Origin of the sequence: Pseudomonas sp. D1-1 (assembly GCF_051132225.1) — a bacterium.
Lineage (GTDB): Bacteria > Pseudomonadota > Gammaproteobacteria > Pseudomonadales > Pseudomonadaceae > Aquipseudomonas.
On the sequence record NZ_CP071676.1, the window covers coordinates 2,146,790 to 2,172,155 of the forward strand.

Below are 25,366 nucleotides of genomic sequence, written 5' to 3' on the forward strand. Positions count from 1 at the left end.
AAGCTCGCTCCCACATTCCTCGGCCGTACACATGACCCTGTGGGAGCGAGCTTGCTCGCGATGAGGCCAGTACAGTCGCCAAAAAGTCGCGACCCTTATTAAAAGCATCCAGCTTACGAAGCATCGATCCAGATGGTTTTCAGCTCGGTGTACTGATCGTGTGCCCAGACGGATTTGTCACGCCCCCCAAAACCGGACTCCTTGTAGCCGCCGAACGGCGTGGAGGCGTCGCCTTCACCGAAACAGTTGACCGTGACCACGCCCGCCCGAATTTCCCGCGACAGCCGCAAAGCGTTACGCAGGCTACCGGTATAGGCAGATGCCGCCAGGCCGTAGACCGTGTCGTTGGCCAGCGCAATGGCTTCGTCGATCGTGCTGAAGCGGGTGACGCTCAGGACCGGGCCGAAGATCTCCTCGATGAACAGGCGACTGTCACGTTCAACACCGTCGATGATCGTCGGCTGCACGTACACACCGGACTCGGTCTCGCCACCTTGCAGCACATTGAGTTTCTGCTCGGCCGCATACTCCAGATACGAACGCACCTTCTCGAAATGGGTTTTGCTGATCATGGCCCCGAGGCGATTTTGCGGATCCAGCGGGTCGCCCATTTTCCAATCGCGCAGGTGCTTGCCGATCAGTTGCAGCAACTCTTCCTTGACCTCTTCATGGACGATCAGCCGCGACGACGCCGAGCAGTTCTCGCCCATGTTCCAGAAAGCGCCGGCGGTCACATACTGGGCAACCTGATCGAGGTCTTCGCAGTCATTCATCACCACGGCGGGGTTCTTGCCCCCCAGTTCCAGCACCACGCGCTTGAGGTTCGACTCGGACGCGTACTTGAGGAACAACCGGCCTGTGTCGGTAGAACCGGTGAAGCTGACCATCGCCACATCCATGTGTCGGCCGATTGCCTCGCCAGCCTCGCGACCACCGCCAGGGGTAATGTTGAATACACCGGCCGGAATACCAGCCTCATGGGCCAGCTCGGCGACACGCAGCGCGGTCAGGGTGGTTTCCTTGGCGGGCTTGACCACGATGGAACAGCCGGCGGCCAGGGAAGGACCAATCTTCCAGGCCAGCATCAACAGCGGGAAGTTCCAAGGCAGGACCAGGCCGACCACGCCGATCGCTTCGCGCACCACCATCGTTACGGCACCGTGGCCGGTCGGCGCGGTACTGTCGTACACCTTGTCGATCAACTCGGCATGCCAGCGCAAGGTATGGATGGTGTCGGGCACATCGACGTTCTGGCATTCGCTGACCGGCTTGCCACTGTCCAGGCTTTCCAGCACCGCGAGCTCATGGGCATTGTCTTCCAGCAACTGGGCGAAACGCAGGAGCACCTGCTTGCGTGCGCCGGGCGACAGTTTGTGCCAGCGGCCATCCTCGAACGCCTGCTTGGCGGCAGCCACGGCAACGTCGACGTCACGGGTATCGCAAGCCGCTACCTCTGCAAGCTGTTCACCCGTGGCAGGGTTCGTCGTGATGAAGGTCTTTCCACAGAGCGCATCGCGGAACTCGCCGTTGATGAAGGCCTGGGTAGGAAACTGCAACTTGGCGGCGATGGCCGCGTACTGTTCCTTGGTCAGTAAATCAGCCATCTCATGCACCTCCAGTGATTTGCGCGATGTTGCGCTTGAGCTCGGTGACGACACTTTGCAGCGCCTGTTTCTCATCAAGGTCCAGGCCGTGCAGGGGGGCACGCAGGCCACCGGTGCTCAAGCCGTTCAGTTCACAGCCGTACTTGATGGACTGGACAAATTTTCCACCTTCCAGGAAATCCATCAGCGGCATCATCGCCGCCATGATTCGGCGACCTTTGTCGAAGTTCTTCTCGACCACGCAGGCCTCGTACAGCGCGACGTGTTCACGGGGAATGAAGTTGGAACCGGCACACACCCAACTGCGGGCGCCCCAGGCGAAAAACTCCAGGGCCTGGTCGTCCCAGCCGCAAGACAGAGCGATGTGCGGATACTTGCAGGCCAGGCGGTGCATCTGCGCCATGTCGCCGGAGCTTTCCTTGATGGCGACGATGTTCTTCACATCACGGACCTCATCAAAGAACTCCGTGCCCATGCTCACGCTCATGCGGCCTGGATAGTTGTAAAGCATGATGGGGAGATTGGCGGCGCGGTCCACTGCCTTGACGTGCAGCGCGATTTCCTTTTGCGTTGGCAGTGCATAGGGCGGTGAACCCACCAGCAGCGCATCGGCCTTGATCGCCTTCGCCGCTTCGGCGTAGGCGACGGAGTCTTCGGTGCGGATGGCGCCGGTCCCCACGATCAGCGGCAGGCGACCGCGCAGCACGTCCTTGGCCTGGGCAGCCAGGTCGAAACGCTCCTGGGCGGTGTGGGCATAATATTCGCCGGTCGAGCCGCCGATAATGATGCCGTGTACCTTGGCGTCGACCAGATACTCCAGGACGTCGGCGAAGGCTGTCTTATCGATACTGCCGTCTGAGGTCAGGGGCGTAACGGCCGGTGTGTAAATGCCTTCAAACTTCATTGATATCGCTCCAGTTAATGTCACTGTTCAACCAAGGGAGGCCGCTTGCCGAGAATCGAGCGAACGGACCTGAACTTCTTCAAGTGTGTCGGGGCGGGTCAACTTTCTTTACCGGCGCGGTATTGCCCCCAGCGCAAACTTATATTGACGCCCGCTGAAACCAGCGGGCCGGGTGGATTAGGGCTGGGGCCGGGTGATTTCAAGACAAAATCAATAAGTTCGGAGTGTTCGCCGGCCAGCCAATCCGCCAGGAGTTTTCCGGTCGCCGTCCCGCGGGTAACACCCAGGCCATTGCAGCAAAGAGCCCCATAGACATGGGGTGAAAGTTCGCCGAAATAACCCATATGGTTACGCGAAAGAGCCAGTGCACCGCCCCAGGTATATTCGAAGTTCATCGCGGGCAACATGGGAAAGCGTTGCTCGAAAGAGGCTTGATGCCTGGCGACAAAGCGTTTCAGATATTTTGTATCGCTGCGGCCGTCGGGGTTGAAGCTGAAACTGTTACGGATCAACAGGCGGTTGTCCGGAGTGCGACGTACCGTGGTGCCGAATGGGTCCGCGGGAATCACCCCCCAATAAGGCCGGCCGCCCAGGCGAGCTTGCTCTTGCTCGGTCATGGGACGGGTCAGGCTGGCATAGGTGAACACTGGTAGCATTCGCCCCTTCAGGAAGCCGAAACTCATGCCAAAGGCATTATTGGTCAGGATCAGTTTGTCGGCGGTGATTGAGCCCCCGGCGTGCTTGAGCACCGTCCTGGTGCCGTACTCGACATGCGTGATCGCGGTGTTTTCGTAGAGTGTCACGTTGCCGGGAAGGCTGTCGGCCAGACCTTTGACCAGCGCCGACGGCTGAAGCAAGGAAGTCCCTGGCGTAAATAAGGCCTTGCGGTAGAAATGCGTGCCGATATGTTCGGGTAGTTCGCCAGCCTCGATCATCTGGTAGGGTTGATCGAGCTTATCGAGTCCGCGACGGTAGGCTTCCAGGACAGCGATGCCCCGTGGTTCAACGGCCGCCTGATATTTGCCGCAATGCTTCATCTGGCAATTGATGTTGTGGCGTTCAACCAATTCTTTTAGATAGCTCAGGCCGCTCAAATTGAGTTTAAGGGTTGTTTTGGCAGTGGCGATATCACCGATGTAATCTTCTGCGGCGATGTCATGCGGCAAGTCGATAGCGAATCCGGCATTGCGACCGGAAGTGCCAAAGCCGATTTCCTGAGCGTCGATCAACACAATGTGGTCGTCGGGGAAATGAGTCGCGAGCTGCCGGGCGGCGGCGAGCCCGGTAAAACCGGCACCGACAATCACCCAACGTGCGCTGTCGTGACCTTGATGGGCGGGCTTGACCTGGCGCCCCCTGCTCAAGTGATACCACCCGCAAGACTGATCATCGGCAGGTAACGAAGAGACTTTCAACATTTCAAGATCCTGTTCATTCAACCAATCCGACGCCTGTCTTGCAAAAGGTTGCTTGGCAATTTCACGGCGACTGAGTATTTAACGGGCGTAACGGTCAAGACTTTGCAGTTAATTAACGACGGGGTAGGGCATAAAATTTATTCTGATGATTGCTTGATATCCAGCAACATTAAATCAAGAAAAAAGATAACCCTCCGTTATCGATAATCGAAACGGGAGCTTTCAGTTGGATTTCATAAACTAAATGTTGCGTAGAACCGAGCGCCATTAAAAGGCGGGGGCAGTCATCGACTCGCCCCGCCTCTTGTTCGTATCAATTGCTGGCTTGTGTCGCTGCCGCGCGAGCAGTTTGTAACCAGGCATCAAACTGCTGCCGATGGGCGGCTACCCACTCCTTGGCGTGGCGGCGAATATCCGCAGGCTTTTTCTCGCCCTGTTGCATCTTCAGGTTCTGGGCACTTTCGTCAGCGGTAGTAATCTGCATCACCGAAAGGAACTTCAAGGCTGCCGGATTTTTGTCGGCGAACTCTTTATTCAACACGGCCTCGACCTTATCCACTGCAAAGCCGAGATTCTTGCCCTTGTACATCGTGTCAACGTTATTGTTGCCATCAGGCAGGTCGGTTTTCGGTACTTCCAGCCAGACCACATCCCTGTCTTCGACCAGAACGGTGGCAATCCACTGTGGGACCCAGGTGAAGTAGAGAATCGGCTGTCCTTCCTTATAACGGGTAATGGTGTCAGCCATCAGCGCGAAATAGGAACCCTGGTTGACCGTGACCGTTTTTTCCAGGTCATAGGCCTTCATGTGATGGGCAATGATCAGCTCGCAGCCCCAGCCAGGATTACAGCCCGTCATGTCTGCCTTGCCGTCGCCGTTGGTGTCGAACAGCTTGGCGATTTCCGGTTTCTTCAAGTCGGTGATGTACTTGATGTTGTGCGCTTCAGCGGTCTTTTTGTCGATCAGATAACCTTGAAGTACACCGGGCATGATGTCGCCCGCCTTGACCATGGCTTTATCACCCCCGGCCTGCTGGAAGAATTTATCGTGCAACTTGTCCCACAAATGCACGGTAAAGTCCGCATCACCGCTACCCAAGGCCATCATCATGACGCCGTATTCGGTCTCCTTGGGCTCCTGCACCTTGTAACCCAGCCCTCGCAGCCCTTCCATGGCCACTTCGCCACGGAAACGCTCTTCAGCGATGGACGGGAAGATGGGGGTGACCTTCACACCGTCGCCCGGTTGGTTCGCCGAGGCGTTTGCGCACAGGGACATGGCCGCAATGGCGAGGGCTGTAGCGCAATTGAGAATGCTGCGGGAGAGCTTGAATTCAGACATTGTCGCGTACCTTTTTTGGGGTTTTTTCTTCAAGTGCGGCAGATCGAAAGTGGGATTCAGGCGGTCTTGCTCCGCCCCGCAGGCTGTCTTGCGCCGAACAGGCGTAGCAGCAGACCTACGGGACCGGTGTGATACCAGCGCAGGCTCGGGTCGGCGCCGGTGCGCGCGCCCATGGCTTGGGTCAGGCGGTCAAGGAAGATGGCGAGCAGTACCAGGCCCGTCCCGCCGACCGTGGCCAGGCCCATGTCCAGGCGACCGATGCCGCGCAGGACCATCTGTCCCAGGCCGCCCACCGAGATCATCGAGGCGATGACCACCATCGACAGCGAGAGCATCAGGGTCTGGTTGAGTCCCGCCATGATGGTTGGCGTCGCCAGTGGCAGCTGGACACGGGTGAGCATCTGCCGCGGTGTGCAACCAAACGCGCGGGCCGCTTCTATCTTGTCCTCCGGCACCTGGCGGATGCCCAGGTTCGTCAGGCGCACCAGAGGGGGGAGGGCGAAGACAATCGTCACAAGGATGCCCGGCACGTTGCCGATGCCGAACAGCATGACGACCGGCACCAGATAAACGAACGCCGGCAGTGTCTGCATGGCATCGAGGATGGGCCGCAGGACCTTTTCCAGGTTGTCGCTGCGGGCACAGAGAATACCCAGTGGAATACCCAGCAGCGCGCAAAAGAACACCGAGGTCAGTACCAGCGCCAGGGTCGTCATCGACTCGGACCAGACACCGATCAAACCCAGCAGTGTGAGCGTCACAAAGCACAGCAACGCCATGCGTTTACCAGCGAGTTGCCATCCGAGCAATGAAGACAGGAGGATGCCGATGCTCGGCGGAATGCTCTGCAGAATGAACTCAACGCCGTTAAGTACCTGGTCAATCGGCCAGCGGATGGCGCGAAATACATCGCGAAAGTTGTGCACCAGAAAATTCAGGGTGCTTTCCACCCAATCGCCGAGTGGAATGGTGGCGACTTGGAACGGGTCGAGAAAACTGAACTCGGACATCAGGGCTTACCTCTTCACGGTTGTATCAATGGCGGCTCAGCGTTTGCAGCAACTCGCTCTTTGACAGGGTCCCGGTGAGCGCGCCCGAGCGGTCCAGTACAGGGACCGGATACGGCAGGTTGGCCGCAATTTCCAATACTTCGTGCAGGGGCGTATCGGTAAATACCGGCTGGTGTTGGTGCTGGGTGTGATGTGTGCCGCCACCCGCGCCACTGGTATCGATGTCGACGACCCCGAGCAGTTGCCCTCGTTCATCGACCAGGTAACCGAACGGAAGGCCGGCCTTGAAGTGGGGCGCCTGGCCATTCGCTTTACGAACCCATTCCGGATCAAGCCTGGCCACGTCGCCCGCCTTGAGAATCCGTGAACTGTCGAACCCTTTGAAAAAGGTGCGCACATAGTCATTGGCGGGTTGGCTGATCAGCTCTTGAGGCGTGCCGATCTGCACCACCTGGCCGCCCTCCATGATCGCGATGCGGTGGCCGATGCGAACGGCTTCCTCGATGTCGTGGGAGATGAAAATGATGGTCCGCTTCTGTTCGGCTTGCAGGCGAATGAGCTCCCCCTGCATCTCGCTGCGGATAAGCGGGTCCAGCGCGGAAAAGGCTTCGTCCATCAGCAGGATGGTCGGGTCGTTGGCCAGCGCACGGGCCAGGCCTACGCGTTGCTGCATGCCGCCGGAAAGTTGATGCGGATAACTGTGCTCCTGGCCAGCAAGACCGACCTGGCTGAGGGCTTCCCTGGCGCGGCTATGCCGTTCCTTTTCGGCGATGCCGGAAATTTCCAGGCCGAAGGCGGTGTTCTCCAGGACACTCATGTGAGGCATCAGGGCGAAGGATTGGAACACCATGCCCATCTCTTTACGGCGAACATCAAGCAGGGCTTTATCAGCCAGCCCGGTAATTTCCCGACCGTTCAGATAAATGCTGCCGGAGGTGGGCTCGATAAGCCGGTTGAACAAACGCACCATCGTCGACTTGCCAGAACCCGAGAGCCCCATGATCACAAAGATTTCGCCACGCTTGACGGCGAAGCTGGCGTCGAAAACACCAATAACCTGACCTGTTTTCTCAAACACATCTTTTTTGCAGGCGCCAGCGGCAAGCATCTTCATCGCCGCGTCGGGTTGTGCGCCGAATATCTTGAAAACGTTCTTAACAGAAATGATTTCGTCTGAACTAGTCATCGCGTCCCTCCTTTGCGTGTAACGCTACAAGCGCACGAAATCGAATTGAGTTCGAGCGTTGGTAATTTAGGCGGGCAGGAATAAATGATTGAATGGCGCATGACATTGACCTTGTTTTTATTGTTTGCCCTTGGGCTCGGGCTTTTTTTCAATCTATGGGTATCCTTGTGTTAAATCCAACAACATTTACCGGGCTTTATGGATAACCTAACGTTATCGAGGCCTGTCGAAACGACCGCCTTGGCGTAATCACGACGCTTTGTATGGCCCGGGCCAGGCTATTGAGTTACGCTCCGCCGCTTTCGCGGATGCTAGGAGTGCGAGGGCCTGCCATGCTCAGCAGACACGTTGACCCCGATACATTACTGCTTAGAATGCCTTCCCTCAGGGCTGTCAGAGCGTTTGTCGCCGCCGCCAAATATGAAAGCTTCACTCGGGCGGCAGAGGCACTTTGTGTATCGCAAGCGGCGATCAGTCGGCAGATCCGGGAGCTTGAGGACTCCTTGGGCGCTCAATTGTTCATGCGTGCCGGGCGGACGGTAGAGCTGACCGCCGAGGGGAAGATTTTTTTTGAGGCGGCGCAACTGTCCTTCGTTAATATCGCACAGGCGGCTGAAAGGATTCGTACCACGCCGACGCAGAAGCACATTCTGACTGTTTGTTGCTCACCCGCATTCTCCGCATTATGGCTGTCGGAACATCTTCCAGAGTTTCGTGCAACGAACCCGGATATCGAGTTCAATCTGATCACTACCCAGAACTTTGTGAATATGGAGCCTGGCGTAGAGCCGGACATCATCATCTCGAAGATCCGCAAGGTCGGGGACGGGTACAAGAGTTATCAGTTGTGCCACGACATTATTTATCCTGTTTGCTCTCCCGTGTTCCTGGAGGCGCACCCCGAACTGACTTCGCTTGAAGGCGTGCGCGATTCTTCGCTACTCAATCTGAGTCCCTATGGCCGGTCGGGGGTGGCTGAGCATGTTGACTGGGGGGTATGGCTGGCGTTTCTGAACGTTGATATTGATGAGCGTCCTGGTGACTGCCCGCCTATTTTTCATGCCAATGACTACAACCTGATCATGAATATGGTCTTGACCCATCAGGGCGTAGCACTGGGCTGGAACCAGCTGGTCGGGGCCATGGTCGAGAGGGGGCAGCTTGTTCGTCCCGTCGAGCAGCAGGTGACGCTTCGAAACAGTCTTCATTATGTTGCCTGTAATGAAAGGACTGAATATGAAGATGCCTGTCGGAGAGTGCGAGACTGGATCCTCTCGAAGTTTTCCAGATTGGCTGTATAAGTTTCTCCCGACGTAGGTTCCTCTCGCCGTTAGCGAAATCCAAACAAGGTAGTGTCTGGATTCGCCCGGTCATAACGCCAAGTTATCAGTTGAACAACGAAAATGTAGTTTTGCCGACCGGATTGGCTATCGTACCCTTCGGGCTAAATATGGCTGATACATGCGTATCCAGCGGCTGCGCTGAACAATCGTTGGCGCAGGATCCGATGGCCATGACACTGCTTTCTGGGCGTACTTGCCATTAACCGTCAGGTTGATGTGTAGAGGATAATAATGAATATCAGAACATCCGTGATCGACCTGATTCAAAAGCGCAAGGCGCGCCACGCGCTTCCTCGCGAACTGTACATTGAACCTGAGGTTTTTCGGCAGGATCTTGAGCAGATCTGGCACAAGGACTGGATCTTTGCCGGGCATACCTTTGAGCTTGAAAAACCCGGGCAATACCTGACATTGCAGATCGGCGACTATCCCGTCCTGGTCGTCAGGGATAAAAGTGGTCAGGTCCGGGCTTTTCACAACGCCTGTCGTCACCGTGGCTCCAAAGTTTGCGAGCACGCCCAGGGCAAAGTCGCAAAACTGGTCTGTCCTTATCATAAGTGGACTTTCGAACTGGACGGCAGTCTTTTGTTTGCCGGTAACATGGGCGCCGACTTCGACAGGTCGCAGTACAATTTGAAGCCTGTCCATTGTGAAGTTGTTCACACCTACATTTATGTCTGTGTCGCTGACAAGGCGCCGGAATTCGACAGTTTCAGAAATGCTGTAAGTCCGTTTATAGCCCCGCATTTCCTGGATAACTGCAAGATCGCTTTCGAGTCCAACCTCATTGAAAAGGGTAACTGGAAACTTGTCTTTGAAAATAATCGCGAGTGCTTCCACTGCGACGGTACCCATCCGGAATTGATGAACTCCTTTGTCGAGAACCTTTCGGTGGCCGGGGTGGGCGGCGAAGATGATCCCGAACTGAGCGCACACTGGAATCGCTGCGAGACCGCGGGTATGCCGAGCAAGCTGGTCATGGATCCCAATGGCCGGTTTCGTATGACACGCATCCCACTTTCGGCAGGCGCCGTGAGTTACACAATGGACGGTAAACCTGCTGTGGCGGGACGCCTGGATAAAAGCGGCGAGCCGGATATTGGCGCCTTGCTGTATTTCAACTACCCATCTACCTGGAACCACTTCCTTGGTGATCATGCGTTGAGCTTCCGCGTCCTCCCGATCGGACCGGACGAAACGCTTGTCACGACCAAATGGCTGGTGCCCAATACCGCCGTTGAAGGTGTTGACTACGAGATTGATCGGTTGACCAAGGTCTGGCTTGCCACCAACGATCAGGACCGTCGTTTGGTGGAAGGTACGCAGGCCGGTATTACCTCACCGAGTTACGAGCCGGGACCCTTTTCGGACATCGCGGAAAACGGTGTATGCCAGTTTGACGATTGGTACTGCGAAATCATGCTTAAGCGGCTCCAGGCCCATATTCCGCTCAAGTCGGTGGGCTGATCCCCCGTCATCAGTGCGTTCGATCAGAGAAGAACAAGAAGAGGCTCGAGTTAATGTCCGCATTCGCTTTTTCCGGCCTCAACCTGGCCGTGACCACGCCTTTCGATGCCCAAGGCAAGATCGACTATCCGCGCTTCGAAACGTTGCTTGAGCACTATCTCGTGGCCGGCGTGGAGGGCTTTGTCCTGAGTTCGGGGACCGGCATGCATGTCTACCTTAGCCAGGAAGAGTCCAGGCAATTGGTTGCCTTCGGCACCAGCGTCATCAAGGGTCGTGCTCGCGTCATTGTGCAAACCTCTGCCTTGCTGGTGGACGAAGTAGTGCAGCGCACCCGCCACGCCGCCGGGTGTGGCGCCGATGGCGTCATGGTGCTGCCGCCGTTTTTCGAAGGCCCAACCGACGACCAGTGCATCGTTGACTTCTACTCCACAGTGTCCGAAGCCGGGTTGCCGATCATTGGCTACAACGTGCCTCAGGCGGTGGGTGTGGAAGTCACTCCGTCGCTGTTTCGCCAGTTGAGTGAGATTCCGAACTTCGTGTCGGTCAAGGACAGCAGTGGTGACCTTGCCGCCCAAGCCGCGCTGATCCGCACGGGCCTGCCGACGATGAATGGCGCCGATGCACTGGTGCCCTACGCGCTCTTCGCCGGGGCCGCAGGCCTGATCTGGGGCGGCGCGAACATGGCCCCGCGCGCTTGCGTTGCCGTGGTAGAGGCCGCCATGAGGCACGACTGGATCAGTGCCCGGGAGATCTGGCGGTCGATAGAGCCGGTGATGTCGTTGATCTGGCAGGGTGACTATGTGCAGTCGGTCTACGCCGCTGCCGAGATCACCGGCTACGGAGCGGGAAACCCGCGTCGGCCGTTGGCGCGTTTGGCTGCTGGTAAACTCGACGCGCTCAAGGTTGCCCTTGAACCGTTGATCGCGCTTGAATCTGACCTCGCCTGAGGATGGGGCGCGGGCTTACGAGCATGCCGGGCGAATGATGTCGTCTCCCTCGAAATGGAATGATCCATGAGCAACCAGTCGGACAGCGCGGCACCTGCTTACGATGTGCCCAGGCCTCAGCTCGGTATCATCCTGTGCCTTCTCTCGATGCTGGTGTTCGCCAGCCAGGACGGGATTACCAAGGTCCTGGTCAAGGATCTCCCGATTGCGCAGCTGGTGATGGTGCGCTACTGGGCCTTCCTGGTTTTCGCTGTCGGCTATGGCGTCTTCCAGGGAAGCCTGCGCACCGCCTGTCGAAGCCGCCACCCCTGCCTGCAGATCATTCGCGCCTTGATCGGCGTGGGTGAAATCGCCTTGTTCGGACTGGGGCTGCGCTACCTTGGGCTGGCGGAAATGCACGCGCTGTATGCAGTCTTCCCGCTGATGACGCTGGCCTTGGCTGGAGCGTTCCTGGGCGAGTTCATCGGGGTTCGTCGATGGATAGCCGCCGCCATCGGTTTTACGGGGACACTGGTTATCCTTCGCCCCGGCACCGGTGTCTTCGAGCTGGCGGCGCTGGTCCCGTTGTTGTCTGCCCTGGGTTTTGCGATTTTCAGCGTGTTGACCCGGCGCATCAGCCAGCATGATTCGTTCGCTACGAACCTGCTTTACATGGGGTTTTTCGGCGCGATAGCCATCACCTTGTGGGGGCTTCCAGGTTGGGTTTCGCCAAGCCCGATGCAATGGGCCCTGATCGCGGTGCTTTCCACTACCGGGGTTGTGGCCCAGCTGTTGTTGCTCCAGGCGCTGAAGTACGCAACGGCAGCCACGCTCCAACCGTTCAACTACACCTTGCTGGTGTTCGCCACGCTGATTGGCCTGCTGGTATTCGGTGAGCTGCCCGACACCTGGACCGTGGTGGGTGCATGTCTGGTGATTGCGGGTGGGATGTATGCGATCAAGGCGAAAGGGTAGCCACCGGGCAGGTACCCAGCGGCTGTGACACCGCCTTCGCGAGCAGGCTCGCTCCCACATTTCGGTCTCCAGCGGATACAAAACCCAGGTAACCGCAGAACTTCAGCAGACACAAAACTAAGGTAACCGCAGAACCCCTTGTGGGAGCGAGCTTGCTCGCGAAGAGGCCGGCACAGTCAACATCTTCATTGGCTGTGATACCGCCTTCGCGAGCAAGCTCGCTCCCACATTTTTGGTCTTCAGCGGACACAAAACTCAAGTAACCGCAGAACTTCAGCAGACACAAAACTAAGGTAACCGCAGAACCCCTGTGGGAGCGAGCCTGCTCGCGAAGAGGCCGGCACAGTCAGCACATCTATCGACTGTCAGACCGCCTTCGCGAGCAGGCTCGCTCCCACATTTTGGTCTTCAGTGGACACAAAGCCCAAGTAACCGCAGAACTTCAGCAGACACAAAACCCAGGTAACCGCAGAACCCCTGTGGGAGCGAGCTTGCTCGCGAAGAGGCCGGCACAGTCAACATCTTCATTGGCTGTGATACCGCCTTCGCGAGCAAGCTCGCTCCCACATTTTTGGTCTTCAGCGGACACAAAACTCAAGTAACCGCAGAACTTCAGCAGACACAAAACTAAGGTAACCGCAGAACCCCTTGTGGGAGCGAGCTTGCTCGCGAAGAGGCCAGCACAGTCAAAACATCTATCAACTGTCAGACCGCCTTCGCGAGCAGGCTCGCTCCCACATTGGATCTCCGGCGGGACATAAAGCCGATTTAGAACCTGAAGCGTCCCACCAGCCCCTTGAGCTGGCCGGAAATATCGGTCAGCCGCCCCGAACCGGTCTGCGCCGTATGGGCGAATTCCTCGACCAGTTGCGCATCGGAATGGATCTGCGCGATGTGCCGGTTGATGTCTTCCGCCACTTGGTGCTGTTGCTCCGCGGCGGTGGCGATCTGGGTGTTCTGGTCGCGGATCGAGTCCACCGAGGTGCGGATCTTGTCGAAGCTGTCGCGAGCCTGCTGGATGCGTTCGACGCTGGTGTGCGACACCTGCAGGCTGTTCTGCATCTGTTGCGTCACTTCCTGGGTGCGCCGCGCGAGGTTGCCGAGCAGACTGTCGATCTCGCCGGTGGAATCGGCGGTACGCCGCGCCAGGGCGCGCACCTCGTCGGCCACCACGGCAAAGCCGCGGCCCTGATCGCCCGCGCGCGCCGCTTCGATGGCCGCATTGAGCGCCAGCAGGTTGGTCTGTTCAGCGATCGAACGGATGGTGTCGAGGATGGTGTTGATGTTCTTGCTGTCCTGCTCCAGCGCTTGCATGGTCTGGGTCGACTGCTGCAATTCCTCACTCAGCTTCAGCACACTGCCGGTGGCTTCGCCGATATGATGTTGGCCGTCGTGTACATCGCGATAGCCGGTGTCCGCGCTGACGGCGGCCTGGCTGCAGGAGCGGGCCACCTCGTTCGCGGTGGCGACCATTTCGTTGAACGCGGTGCTCACCAGCTCCACGGCCTGGCGCTGGCGCCCGGCGGCATCGTTCATGTTCTGGGCCACGTTGCTGGTATCGGCCGCGGCAGTTTGCAGGTCGGAAGAAGCGCTGCCGATGCGCTGCATCAGTTGCGCGATCATGGCCAGGAACTGGTTGAACCAACCCGCCAGGGTGGCCGTTTCGTCCTTGCCCTGCACCGACAGTTTGCGGGTGAGGTCGCCTTCACCTTCGGCGATTTCCTGCAGGCCATTGGCAACACCACGAATCGGCCGCACGATCACGCTGGCGAAGCTGGCGCCGACAATGGCGAAGACCACGGCCAGCGCGGCGGCGATGGCGGCGATCAACCAGGTCAGGCTCGAAGCCTCGGCCATCACTTCGTCGCGCTTGATCAGGCCGATGAAGCGCCAGCCCAGGCTTTTGGAGGTGACGATGTTGGCCATGTAGGGCACGCCATCGATCTCGATCTGGGTGGCGCCATCGCTGCTCTTGGCCAGCGCGGCGTAATTGGGGCCGAGGTCGGCCAGCGGCTTGAAGTTGTGCTTGGCCTCGGCCGGGTCGACCAGCACGTTGCCGCTGGCCTCCACCAGCATCAGGTAGCCGCTGTCGCCCAGCTTGATGTTCTTGACCAGTTCGGTCAGCTGTTTGAGCGACACATCGAGGCCGACCACGCCGACCACCTTGCCGCTGGCATCGGCGACCGTGTGCACGATGCCGATCAACGACACGTCGTCCGGCGCCCAGTAATAGGCATCGGTTTTCACGGTGGTGCCAGGCGCTGCAATAGCCGCCTTGTACCAGGGGCGTACGCGCGGGTCGTAGTTGGAAATCTTCGGATCATCCGGCCAGCTGGCATAGCCACCGTCCGCCAGGCCCAGGGACAGGTAGGCGGTGGTTGGATGGCTCTTGGCGAACTGGTCGAAAATCGCCAGCAGCTGTTTGTTGTTCTCGGTCAGCGGGATCTGCGCGGCCTCAGCACCCGAGTAGTTCTTCAGGTCCTTGGCCGCGACGATCCGCGGGTCCTTGGCGAAGAACTCGACGTTCTGCATGATGCCGTCGAAGAACTGCTTCATGCCGTTGTCGATCTGGCGGATCTCGCGGCCGCTGCTGTCCAGGAAGTTGGCTTGTGCCGCATCGCGCAGGTTCAATACAACGAGCACCGCCACCAGGATAACCGGGAGGCAGGCAATGGTCGCGAACGCCCATGTCAGCTTCTGTTTGATATTCATGACTTCTCCCGCAGGTATTTATCGGTGTTGGAAACGGCGGAAACAGTAGCGGTGAGCGTTGCGAGCTTTGGAGGGAAAAGCGCCCATGCCTACTCTCAGGCTATCGACCAATGTCGTATTCCCTTGAGGTCGCCACCGGTCGGACGTCGCTAACGCTGACAGTGATGTCGCGCAGGCGATGGTTGCCTTTGCGGTTAATCGGGAAGATGGCTTGGCTCGGGCAATCCGCCCGGGTCCGGTCCAGATCGCCTTCCTGTCTCACGAGGCCCCATGCCCAGCGCATTCGAAAGCGTACTCAAGAACAAGAACATGGCCTATCGCCCCCAAGGGGCTGCGCCTGAGGGACAAGCGCCGGTGCGCGTCGCGTTTGTGCTGATGGACAACTTTTCCATGATGTCCTTTACCGGCGCGGTGGACGCGCTGGTCACCGCCAACCTGATGAGCGACATGCCGCTTTATGAAGTGCTGACGGTGGGCGCTTCGGGCGGGCAGGTGACGAGTGACCTGGGCATCGTGATTTCCACCGATATCGAGCTGGCGCAATTGCCCGATAACCTCGACGTGCTGATTGTCGCCGGAGGCTTTCGTGTGAAGTTGCAAGGCACGCCGTTATTGCGGCGCAAGCTGCGCGCCCATGCGACGTCCGGGGCGATAGTGGGGGGGTTGTGGAACGGCGTTTTTTTTGTGGCAGAGGCGAACCTGCTCGATGGTTTCGAATGCGCGGTCCATCCGGAAAGTCGGGCGACGATGGCCGAAATGTTCCCCCATGTGAAAGTCACCAGCCGCGCCTATGTCGTGGACCGCGAGCGAGTCAGCTGCGCGGGCGCCAACAGCTCGCTGCGCATGATGCTCCAGCTGATCCGCCGCACCGGCGGCGAGGCGCTGGTGGGGGCAATCGAAGAGATCCTTCGCTGCGATGAATCAGGGGATGACGCCACGGACCTGCCGCCGATCTTCGTCGAGACCGATCCGACGCTGCCGGAAAGCCTCAAGCTGGCGTTGGAACTGATGTGGCAGAACGTCGAGGAGCCCTTGACGATCGATGAGCTGGCGGCCTGCGTCAAGGTCTCCAAGCGCCAGCTGGAACGGCGGTTCTGCCGGTTCCTCGGTGCGACCCCGACGCGTTATTACCTGGAACTGCGCCTGACACGCGCACGCCAGCTCATCCAGCAGACCAACCGCTCGGTGACCGAAATCGCCGTGGCCACCGGCTTCGTCAGCTCCCCGCATTTCCAGCGACGTTTCCGCGATTTTTTTGGTGTGCCGCCGGGTAGCTATCGTTCGACGTTTGGGCGCAAGTAAGGTTTAGTCGTCCGCGGTTGCGGTCCTTGCGAACAGCTTGGGCGTGAAATCGAGCAGCAGCGCCACCACGATCGCCCCCGCAGAAACCAGGAACAGCACCGCATGCTGTCCGCCACTGGCATTGAACAGCGCCGAATAGCCGAACCCGGCGAGCGCCTGAAAGGTTGCGAATGAAACGGTGGCGCGGCTCCAGGCGACTTGCTGGCGATGATGGTCCGGCACCAGTTCGTGCACCCGGGCCAGGGCCAACGGCACGATGCCCGGCGGGAACGAGCCGATCAGCACGGCCAGTACCGCCAGCGCCAGGAAGCTCTGGGTAATCGCCAGCAGGCCAAGGGCAACGGCCTGGACGGCCAGCACCAGTCGTATGCTTTTGCGCGCGCCCAGATGGTCGGCGAGAAGGCCGTAGGTCACCGGGCCGATAATCGCGCCGAGGCCGTACATCACCCAGACCAGCGCACCGACATGGGCGCCGGCCTTGAGGCCCCGCGCTACGTAGTCCACCAGGAACACCATTGCCGGGACCAACCCTGCCGCCATGAAGGCGTATTGGGCAAACAGCTGATACACGGCGCGGGGCGTGGGTTCGGCCGGTGTGGCGTGTTTCGCGACGCTTGTCGCCTGGGCAGAATCTTGCGGCCAACCGAACCAGCTCAGCCCGGTCAGCACCAGTGACAACACGCCGAGCCCCAGCCAGGTCGCCTGCAGACCGTGGCTCAACAGCGGCGGCACAATCGTTCCGGAGCCGGCGATACCCAGCCCGATGCCAAGGAAAATCGCACCACTGGCCAAGCCTCTGCGCGCGGCGGGCACATGCGGCAGTACGGTCGCCGCCACCAGCACCATGATCGCGCCGCCAGCGATGCCCGACAGCAGCCGCCAAGCGAAATACCAGATCACCGACACCGGGAAGGCGCAGGCAAAAAATGCCGCCGTCACGGCCAGCATCATCAGGCGCAGCGCCTGCTTGTTGCCCAGGCGCCGAGCCATGGGCCGGCCGAGCAGGGCGCCGATCAGGTAGCCCACCAGGTTCGCCGCTCCCAGGTAAACCACGTCGTTGGCGCTGAACCAATGCGCTTCGATCAGCGACGGAATCAACGGCGTGTAGGCGAAGCGTGCGAGGCCGATGCTGACGAGGCTGGCGCAGAGGCCGGCGAATATCGGCAGCCAGATGCCCGTCGGGGATGAGTCCAGCGCCGTGGATTGGGTGTGCATGGGAACGATCCTCTGGAAAGGTTTATGGCGTCCAGCATATCGGCTATCGTTGGAGCGTTTATGCAGCGATTTCGCGACATGGTGATGCAGTTTTGCAGCGGGAGAGGGCGAATGAATTGGGATGACGCGCGGGTGTTTCTCGCGGTATGTCGGGAGTCGACACTGCGTGGAGCGGCCCGGATACTGGGCGTGGATCAGGCGACCGTGGGGCGACGGATCGTCGCGTTGGAAAAATCCTTGAGCGCCGCGTTGTTCCTGCGCACCTCCGACGGTTATGCGCTGACGGCGGTGGGCGAAGCGGCGCTCAAGGCCGTGGAGAAAATGGAGCAGTCGGCCCTGGAGCTTGAGCGTCGCATCCAGGGCCTGGACGATCGGCTGATCGGCAACGTACGCGTCGCCACCACCGATTCGTTGGCGATCGATTTCCTCATCCCGGCCATCGCCCGCCTGCATGCGCGGCATCCCGACGTCCGCGTGCAACTGGACGCCTCCACGCAGATCATCAGCCTGGTCAAGCGTGAAGCGGACATTGCCGTGCGCAATACCCGGCCCGACAATCCTGATCTCATCGCCCGGCGGATTGCGCGCTGGCCGGTGGGGCTGTTCGCCTCCCAGGATTACGTCGACGCTCATGGGGAGCCTGCGCCGGGCAGTGCTTTCGAAGGGCATGACCTGGTGGTCTATCAACCGTACTGGCAGGGCCAAAAGGATTTCACCCTGGTGGCCGAACCGGTCGGCCGAGGACGGATTGTCGCCAGCCTGAGCTCAAGCCTGCTGGTACGCAGGTCGATCGGGGCGGGGATCGGGGTGGGAGAAATTCCGGTGTACATGGGGGAGCGCGACGGGCTGGTGCGGCTCTGGCCGCAGCGCACGCGACCGCTGCCATATGAGGTGTGGCTGGTAACTCACGCGGATCTGCGCCACACGGCGCGGGTGCGGGCGGTGATCGATGAGATCGTCGCGGCGTTTTCCAAGGAGAACGAGTAGATCTTCAGCGGCCCCACATCTGAGTACGACATAAAACAACTGTGGGAGCGAGCTTGCTCGCGATGGCGGTGGTCAATCCAACATTAATGTTGCTCGACCCACCGCGATCGCGAGCAAGCTCGCTCCCACAAATTAATCTCACAGCTGCCGATGTTATGGCATTTGCGGCAGTTCCTGCGGCCGCAGGTCAAACACCAGCACCTCGGCATCCTGGCCGTTGCCCAGCGTCAGTGCCTGTTCGTTGCGTACCCGCACACCGTCGCCTTCCTGCAACGCCACGCCGTTGAGCTCGACGCTGCCCCGGGCCACATGCACATAGGCATAACGATCAGCGGCCAAGGTCAGCGTGGCGCTTTCCTGACCATCGAACAGCCCGGCATACACCCGTGCGTCCTGGCGTACGTGCAACGACCCCTCGGCGCCGTCCGGGGAGATGATCAGTTGCAGGCGACCGCGTTTCTGTTCGGTGCTGAAGTGCTCCTGCTGGTAGCGCGGCGTAGCGCCCACGACATTGGGCACGATCCAGATCTGCAGGAAGTGCACCGGCTCGTCCGCGCTGTGATTGAACTCGCTGTGGGCCACGCCGCTGCCGGCGCTCATCAACTGCACATCACCCGGACGAATCACCGAGCCCGTGCCCAGGGTGTCCTTGTGCTCCAGCGCGCCTTCGAGCACGTAGGAGAAAATTTCCATGTCCCGGTGTGGGTGCTGGCCGAAACCTTTGGCGGCGGCAACCCGATCGTCGTTGATCACCAGCAGGTCGGAAAAACCCTGTTGGTTGAGGTCGCGGTAGTTGGCGAAGGAAAAGGTATGGAACGACGTCAGCCAGCCGTGACGGGCGATGCCGCGATCAGAAGCTTTGCGAAGGGTCAGCATGATGATTCTCCTGGTTCAGTAGGCGGTGGCCTTGGCCGTTCGCCGGGTACAGAAGAAGGTTAATGGTTATCGGCGCATTCAATAAGCGGCTGAATGTGGAAATACTGTCCGTTCTGAGTGGACAATCTCGCCGGGAGCGCTGCGCTTCGTCATAATGCCAGCCGGTGACCGCTGGTCCCTGTGGGAGCGAGCTTGCTCGCGATAGCGGTGCCTCAGTTACATAGATGCCGGCTGGACGGACGCTATCGCGAGCAAGCTCGCTCCCACAGGGTCGTCGGTCGCCAACCGGTAGCATGTTCCCCTTGTCTTGGCGTCCTCCCCATGAAAACCGTTGCAATGGTGCTGTTCCCCGATTTCCTGCTGCTCGACATGGCCGGGCCGCTCGAAGTGTTTTCCATCGCCAATCGTTTTCTCGCGCCGGAGCAGCACTATCAGTTGCTGACCCTGGGCACCGAGCGCGGGGCGTTGCGAGCCTCCAACGGGGTGACTGTCCAGGCCGACATCCATATCGACCAGGCTTGGGCGGCCTACGACGTACTGCTGGTACCGGGCGGGCCTGGTGCCTATAACGACAGGCATCCGGGCTTGCACACCTGGTTGCGGGCGTCGGCGCAGCGGGCCACGCGCTACGGGTCGATCTGCACGGGAGCCTTCATCCTGGGAGAGGCGGGCTTGCTCGACGGCTATCGGGTCACCACCCATTGGCATTACACCGAACGCCTGATCCAGCGGTTCCCCAAGGCTTTGGTCGAGACCGACAAGATCATCTTGCATGACCGACGGTTGATCACCTCCGGCGGGGTCACGGCCGGTATCGACATGGCCCTGTCCATCGTCGCCCAGGACCATGGCCGCAAAGTCGCGCTGGATGTGGCCAAGGTCTTGCTGGTGGTCATGCAGCGCCAGGGTGGGCAAGCGCAGTTCAGCCCGCTGGTAGCGGCGGTGGCGGCACAGGAATCGGCGGTTACCCGGGTGCAGCATTACGTGATGGAACATCTGGAGGAGCCGTTTTCCATCGAGCGCATGGCTGATCTGGCCGCCATGAGCTCAAGGCATTTCGCCCGGGTTTTCCTGCGCGAAGTCAAGATGACACCGATGGAGTTCCTGCAAGGTGCGCGCATCGATCGGGCGCGGCAGTTGCTGGAGTCCACCGACTTGCCCCTCAAGACCGTGGCCTTTCGCAGTGGCTTTGGCAGCGTCCGGCACATGCGCCAGTTGTTCAGCGAAAAACTCGGCCTGACACCGGTCCAGTACCGGCAGCAGTTCAGTTGAGCCTTCGGTGTCCGTCCAGGGCACCGTGATGTCCGTGATGCGTCCTGTGCCAGCATTGTTCTCTGGCCCGTGGCTGCCAAGATAACGGCGAACCCTCTGCAAAGGATGCGCAGGAGCCAGGGCAGGTGTGTGCGGTAATCCGCAGCGCCACGCCCGGACCGGTTTTCTGTCGCTGGATCGCTCATGAACAGCTTCACCAAACCTTGCGCCGCAACAGCGGCGAGCCCCGAAACCACGGTGCGCTTCGGTCCGTTTGTCTTTCACCGCCAGCAGCGGCTGGTTACCTGCGATGGCGAGCCCCTGGCCTTGGGCGGTCGCGCCCTGGACATCCTGCACTTGTTGGTTGCCCATGCGGGCGCCTTCGTCAGCAAGCAAACCCTGATCGCCCAGGTCTGGCCCGACAGCGTGGTGGAAGACATCAACCTGCGGGTGCACATCGCCGCCTTACGGCGGGCGTTCGGTGCTGGACAGGATGGCAATCGCTACATCCTCAATCATCCGCGCCAGGGCTACTGCTTCGCCGTGCCCCTGACCCCGCAGCCGAGTGCTGAATCATCCGGCGCCAGGCGCTCCGAGCGGCACAATCTGCCCGCGCGCCTGAGCCCGGTGATCGGTCGCGACAAGCTGCTGGGACGGCTGTTGGTCGAGGTTCCGCGCCAGCCCCTGACCACCGTCGTCGGCCCGGGCGGTATCGGCAAGACCACGGTGGTGTCGCGGGCGGCGGAACTGTTGCTCGAGCATTTTGCCGACGGCGCCTGGTTTATTGACCTGGCGGCGATCAGCGACCCGGCCGAGGTCTGCCCGCGGATCATGCAAACCCTTGGCCTGACGGGCGGCTCGCTGGGACAGTGCCTGCAATCGTGCCGGATGTTGCTGGTGCTCGATGGCGCCGAACACCTGCTCGATGCCTGCCGGGAGCTGGCCTTGACGCTGCGCTCAGCGGCCCCTGGCGTATCGCTGTTGTTGAGCAGTCGCGAAGCCTTGGAGCTTGCAGATGAACATGTCGTGCAATTGGCCGGTCTGGCCGTGGCGACGGCCAGCGAGCCCGGCCACTTGATATTGGCGAGTCCGGCAGTGCGCTTGCTGGTTGATCGGGTCGGTGCCCGACAGCAGGGCTTCAAGCCGGGTGAACGCGACCTCGCGCCTCTCGCACAGATCTGCCAGCGCCTGGACGGGTTGCCGTTGGCGCTGGAACTGGCGGCGGCCCAGGTTGATGTGCTGGGCGTGGCGGGGGTCCTGGAACAGTTGGACTACGGTCTGTCACTGTTGAGCCACGGCCGCCGTACAGCCGTGGCGCGCCACCGCAGCCTTGACGCGGCGCTGGATTGGAGTTTCGAGCGCTTGGGCAGCGACGAACGAACGGTGTTCCAGCGGCTGGCGGTGTTCGAGGAACCGTTCACGTTGAAGGCTGCGCTGGCTGTGGTCAGTTGCACTGACGTCGGGGTGGGGCGATTGCCCTGGCTGCTGTCACGGCTGGTCAAGCAGTCGCTGGTGATGGTCGAACAAGGTGCCGAAGGCAATCGCTACCACCTGCTCAATACCACGCGTGCCTATGCCTTGGAAAAGTTGCGTCGCGCAGGCCAGTGGCAGTCGCTCCATCGGCGCTACGTGTTGCAGGAGGCTTGGCTGGCGCGGCGTTCAAGACCCGAGCTGGCGAGTCAGCGTCTGGAGCAGCGCGCCGGCTTCCTTTAGGTCGGGTGTGTCGAACCCTTCGCTGAAGCGCCGATAGACCGAAGCGAGCACATCCTGCGCCGCCGCATCCTGGCCGCGCCGTTGCCACAGCCGGGCCAGCGACATGGCACTGCGTAATTGCCAGGCCAGCGCGCCTTGGCTCCGGGCTACCGTCAGCGCGGCGTGTAAGTACTCTTCGGCACGGCTTTCTGCGCCCGCTTTTCCCTCGGCCAGCAACGCTTCGGCAGCGATGCGCAGGATTTCCGCCGAGCACCAGCCTGCCGCGCCGCTATGGGCGCGCTCGATCTGCTGCGGGCTGACGGCATCGCCGCGCAGAGTGACGACGGTATCCTGGATCAGGCCGCAAGCGCTCCAGTGCGACTGCGGACTGGCGCCGTCGAAGGCGCGCTCGTAATGGCCAGCCCAATCATGGAAGAGCATGACCGAATGGCGTTTGGCCTGCTGCTTCAACATGTCCAGCCGTTCCTGGGCGGTCGGCTGATCGCCGGTGTAATGGGCGATCACGCAACCGGCGATCGCCAGGGTGTAGCAGATCGAAAGGCCGTGGTTGATCTGCAGGGCAATCTGTAGCGCAAGGTTGGCCGTGCGCCGGGCTTTTTCGGCGAACCCTTGCAGCCAGAGGATGCGCGACAGGATCGTCAGCGCGGCCACGCTCTGCTCGTATTGCACGCCGAAACCGTGGCTGAAGCGGCTCAGGTGACCATTCTGGGCCAGGCGCTGGATGACCTGCTCGGCGTCACGTCGCGCGCCGTCCTGGTCGCCGGTGAAATGCAGCGCCAGCACCCGCAGGCGCTGGGTACTCAAGGACAGGACCGGGTCGCCCGGCAGGCCCAGGCGATCGAAATCCAGGCTTTGCTCCAGCGCCTGCTGATAGCGGCCGGCGCTGAGATTGACCGTCATGAGGCCCGACAATGCGCGCAATTCTCCCGCCCGGTCCTGGCACTGCCGGGCCAGGTGGCGGGCCGTGACGAAGGCCTCGACAGTGGCCGGCGTACCGCCCTCGGTGTGGTAGTTGAAACTGCCGTGGGCCAGTTCCAGGGCGAGGGTCAATCTCTGGCACGGCGAGGGGCTGGCCTGTAGCAGCGCCCGCGCCTTGCTGACATACAGCCCGTGCTCCTTGAGCAGCGACAGCTCTTGCCAGAGCGGCAGGGTGCGCGCGGCCAGGCGGATCGCCACGGCGTGCGAACCCTGCGGGCCCAGCCCGCGGTCGAGCGCCGCGCGGATGTCGTCCCGATAGGCCGCGTAGCGTGCGATCCACACGCGCGTAGAAGTGTTTTCCCAATCCTTTTCAGCCTGTTCCATGAGCGTCAGGCAGCGCTCGGCGTGGCGCTCCCGGGTGGCGGCCAGTTCCCCGGCATCCAGCAGTTTTTCCAGGGCGTAGCTGCGCGTGGTGTCCAGCAACCGATAACGGACCTCATCGTCGCCGATCTCGACATTGAGCAACGATTTCGCCACCAACTGGCTGATCGAGACCAGCACCTGTTCCGGCGCGACATGCTGGCCGACGATGACTGCCGCGGCCGACGCCAGGTTGAAACTGCCCATGAACACCGCCAGGCGCCGCAGGCAGGTCTGTTCGCACGGCGTGAGCAGCGCGAAACTCCAGTCCACCGTGGCGCGCAGGGTTTGCTGGCGCGGTGCGCTGGCGTGCCTGTCATGGTCGAGCAGGGCGACGCTGTCCTGCAGTTGCCGGCATAGCGCCTCCAGCCCAAAGCGCCCGACCTGGGCGGCGGCCAGTTCGATCGCCAGGGGGATTCCGTCGAGCCGCTGGCAGATATCGACGATCAGCGGAACCTCGTGGTCCGTCAGCTCAAAGTCGTCCTGGCTGGCTATCGCCCGTTCGGCGAACAGTTGCAGCGCCGGGAATTCCAGGGCCGGATAACCTTCGATGACCATGCCCCTTGGCGGAAACGCCAGCGAATCGAGGCGCTGCACGTGTTCGCCTTCGGCGCGCAGGCCTTCGCGGCTGGTGGCCAGGATGTGCAGGTGAGGCGCGCCGCGCAGCAGGGTTTCGCAGAGCAGCGCGACGGCATCGATCAGGTGTTCACAGGTGTCGATGACCAGCAGCAGATGGCGGTCCTTGAGTTGCCGGACGATCGCGTCGAGCGGTTCGCCGTCATGCAGCGTCAGCTCCAGCAACGCGCAGAGGTTGGGGGCGATCATGGTCGCGTCGTTGAGCGAGGCCAGGTCCAGCAGGCAGGTGCCGTCGCGGTACTGGCCAAGCAGCCGTTCGGCAACCCGCAAGGCGACGGTGGTCTTGCCGATGCCGCCGCTGCCGACCAGGCTGATGAAGCGTTTGCGCGGAAGTTGCGCCACCAGGCTCTCCACCAGGCCCTGGCGGCCGATCATGCGGGTACGGCGCGGCGGCAGGTTGCGCGCCAGGGAGGGGTGGGGGATGCGCGCCAGTTCCTCGGGCGCTTCGAATGTCACCGGTGCGACAAAACTGTAGCCGCGCTGCGCCACCGTGACGATATAACGCTGACCGGCCTGGCCGTCGCCCAGGGCCTTGCGCAACGCCGCCACGTGAACCCGCAGGTTGGTGTCCTCCACCACGCTTTTCGGCCAGACCCGGGCGATCAGTTGCTGCTTGCTCACCACTTGGCCGGCGTGTTCGAGCAGCACCAGCAGGATCTCCACCGCTCGCCGCCCCAGGCGCAACGGTTGCCCGCCCTCCAGCACCAGGCGCTGGCGCGGATGGACCCGGTAAGGGCCGAAATGCACCGTCTGTTCGACGGGCAGGTTGAGGTATTGGCTCATGGTCTGCTCAAGGTTCTGTTCCCGCTGTACCCGAGCATATTCCTCAGGTTTTGCGTCAAGCGCAACGGTGGGAGGCGCTGCGCAGAGCGATCGACAGACACAAACCCCTGTGGTGAGGGGATTTATGTGTGGTGAGGGGATTTATCCCCGCTGGACTGCGAAGCAGTCCCAAGACTGTTATCTCGGGGTGCCAGACATATTTGGGGATTGCGCTTTGGGGGGCCGCTTCGCGGCCCAGCGGGGATAAATCCCCTCGCCACAAAAGCAGTTCCCCCTGAGGTTTTAGCACCGCCGTCGCGAAAAAATTAACAACGTTTAACTCACGCACATGCCTCTCCTGGCCGGACCATTGAATGATCCACCGACCTCAAGGAATCA

18 protein-coding genes and 1 pseudogene are annotated in these 25,366 nt (G+C 60.7%); 8 read left to right on the top strand and 11 right to left on the bottom strand.

Going from position 1 to position 25,366, the window contains the following annotated elements; translation table 11 throughout:
• Positions 1 to 113 precede the first annotated feature (113 nt).
• The 6 genes from J3P86_RS09730 to J3P86_RS09755 form a co-directional block, all read right to left on the bottom strand.
• Complete coding sequence (locus J3P86_RS09730; protein ID WP_434700076.1) at positions 114 to 1,604, bottom strand: aldehyde dehydrogenase; 1,491 nt, start codon at positions 1,602 to 1,604, stop codon at positions 114 to 116.
• Position 1,605: 1 nt separating this feature from the next.
• A complete protein-coding gene (locus tag J3P86_RS09735) occupies positions 1,606 to 2,508 on the bottom strand; it encodes a dihydrodipicolinate synthase family protein (protein WP_434700077.1) in 903 nt (300 codons plus the stop codon).
• Positions 2,509 to 2,606: 98 nt separating this feature from the next.
• Positions 2,607 to 3,926: an NAD(P)/FAD-dependent oxidoreductase gene (locus J3P86_RS09740; RefSeq protein WP_434652835.1), complete on the bottom strand. Its 1,320-nt coding sequence runs from the start codon at positions 3,924 to 3,926 to the stop codon at positions 2,607 to 2,609.
• Between the two features lie 313 nt (positions 3,927 to 4,239).
• Complete coding sequence (gene proX / locus J3P86_RS09745) at positions 4,240 to 5,268, bottom strand: glycine betaine/L-proline ABC transporter substrate-binding protein ProX (RefSeq protein WP_434700617.1); 1,029 nt, start codon at positions 5,266 to 5,268, stop codon at positions 4,240 to 4,242.
• 56 nt (positions 5,269 to 5,324) lie between these two features.
• Positions 5,325 to 6,278 (bottom strand): glycine betaine/L-proline ABC transporter permease ProW, encoded by a 954-nt coding sequence (proW, locus tag J3P86_RS09750; protein ID WP_434624745.1) that lies wholly within the window; start codon positions 6,276 to 6,278, stop codon positions 5,325 to 5,327.
• A 25-nt stretch (positions 6,279 to 6,303) separates the two neighbouring features.
• Positions 6,304 to 7,464, bottom strand: a complete 1,161-nt coding sequence (locus tag J3P86_RS09755; protein ID WP_434624743.1) for a quaternary amine ABC transporter ATP-binding protein — start codon at positions 7,462 to 7,464, stop codon at positions 6,304 to 6,306.
• A gap of 332 nt (positions 7,465 to 7,796) precedes the next feature.
• Between J3P86_RS09755 and J3P86_RS09760 the strand changes: the two genes are divergently transcribed.
• The 4 genes from J3P86_RS09760 to J3P86_RS09775 all read left to right on the top strand — a co-directional run bounded on the left by J3P86_RS09760 (position 7,797) and on the right by J3P86_RS09775 (position 12,175).
• A complete protein-coding gene (locus J3P86_RS09760) occupies positions 7,797 to 8,765 on the top strand; it encodes a LysR family transcriptional regulator (protein WP_434605048.1) in 969 nt (322 codons plus the stop codon).
• A 273-nt stretch (positions 8,766 to 9,038) separates the two neighbouring features.
• On the top strand, positions 9,039 to 10,274 hold the full coding sequence (locus J3P86_RS09765) for an aromatic ring-hydroxylating oxygenase subunit alpha (protein WP_434624741.1): 1,236 nt from the start codon (positions 9,039 to 9,041) through the stop codon (positions 10,272 to 10,274).
• A 53-nt stretch (positions 10,275 to 10,327) separates the two neighbouring features.
• Positions 10,328 to 11,221, top strand: coding sequence for a dihydrodipicolinate synthase family protein (locus J3P86_RS09770; protein ID WP_434700078.1), 894 nt, complete (start codon positions 10,328 to 10,330; stop codon positions 11,219 to 11,221).
• A 66-nt stretch (positions 11,222 to 11,287) separates the two neighbouring features.
• Positions 11,288 to 12,175 (top strand): DMT family transporter, encoded by an 888-nt coding sequence (locus tag J3P86_RS09775; protein WP_434624737.1) that lies wholly within the window; start codon positions 11,288 to 11,290, stop codon positions 12,173 to 12,175.
• 768 nt (positions 12,176 to 12,943) lie between these two features.
• On the opposite strand, the gene J3P86_RS09780 is transcribed toward J3P86_RS09775, so the two are convergent.
• Positions 12,944 to 13,798, bottom strand: a complete 855-nt coding sequence (locus tag J3P86_RS09780; protein ID WP_434605050.1) for a methyl-accepting chemotaxis protein — start codon at positions 13,796 to 13,798, stop codon at positions 12,944 to 12,946.
• Between the two features lie 54 nt (positions 13,799 to 13,852).
• Positions 13,853 to 14,887, bottom strand: a pseudogene (locus tag J3P86_RS09785) (cache domain-containing protein); the annotation flags it as partial.
• 270 nt (positions 14,888 to 15,157) lie between these two features.
• Here J3P86_RS09785 and J3P86_RS09790 point away from each other — a divergent pair.
• Positions 15,158 to 16,189 (top strand): GlxA family transcriptional regulator, encoded by a 1,032-nt coding sequence (locus tag J3P86_RS09790; protein ID WP_434624735.1) that lies wholly within the window; start codon positions 15,158 to 15,160, stop codon positions 16,187 to 16,189.
• Between the two features lie 3 nt (positions 16,190 to 16,192).
• On the opposite strand, the gene J3P86_RS09795 is transcribed toward J3P86_RS09790, so the two are convergent.
• Positions 16,193 to 17,404, bottom strand: a complete 1,212-nt coding sequence (locus J3P86_RS09795; protein WP_434700079.1) for a YbfB/YjiJ family MFS transporter — start codon at positions 17,402 to 17,404, stop codon at positions 16,193 to 16,195.
• Between the two features lie 111 nt (positions 17,405 to 17,515).
• On the opposite strand from J3P86_RS09795, the gene J3P86_RS09800 reads away from it, so the two are divergent.
• Positions 17,516 to 18,391: a LysR family transcriptional regulator gene (locus J3P86_RS09800; RefSeq protein WP_434652821.1), complete on the top strand. Its 876-nt coding sequence runs from the start codon at positions 17,516 to 17,518 to the stop codon at positions 18,389 to 18,391.
• Between the two features lie 153 nt (positions 18,392 to 18,544).
• Here the strand turns inward: J3P86_RS09800 and J3P86_RS09805 are convergent, their stop codons facing one another.
• On the bottom strand, positions 18,545 to 19,267 hold the full coding sequence (locus J3P86_RS09805) for a pirin family protein (RefSeq protein ID WP_434695100.1): 723 nt from the start codon (positions 19,265 to 19,267) through the stop codon (positions 18,545 to 18,547).
• Between the two features lie 321 nt (positions 19,268 to 19,588).
• Between J3P86_RS09805 and J3P86_RS09810 the strand changes: the two genes are divergently transcribed.
• Together J3P86_RS09810 and J3P86_RS09815 are read left to right on the top strand one after the other, a co-directional pair.
• Positions 19,589 to 20,539 carry a GlxA family transcriptional regulator gene (locus J3P86_RS09810; protein WP_434700080.1) on the top strand — a complete coding sequence of 317 codons (951 nt, stop codon included), beginning with the start codon at positions 19,589 to 19,591 and terminating at the stop codon, positions 20,537 to 20,539.
• 183 nt (positions 20,540 to 20,722) lie between these two features.
• Positions 20,723 to 22,231 (top strand): ATP-binding protein, encoded by a 1,509-nt coding sequence (locus tag J3P86_RS09815; RefSeq protein ID WP_434624725.1) that lies wholly within the window; start codon positions 20,723 to 20,725, stop codon positions 22,229 to 22,231.
• On the opposite strand, the gene J3P86_RS09820 is transcribed toward J3P86_RS09815, so the two are convergent.
• Positions 22,178 to 24,988, bottom strand: coding sequence for an ATP-binding protein (locus J3P86_RS09820; RefSeq protein WP_434700081.1), 2,811 nt, complete (start codon positions 24,986 to 24,988; stop codon positions 22,178 to 22,180). The genes J3P86_RS09815 and J3P86_RS09820 overlap by 54 nt on opposite strands.
• Positions 24,989 to 25,366 lie beyond the last annotated feature (378 nt).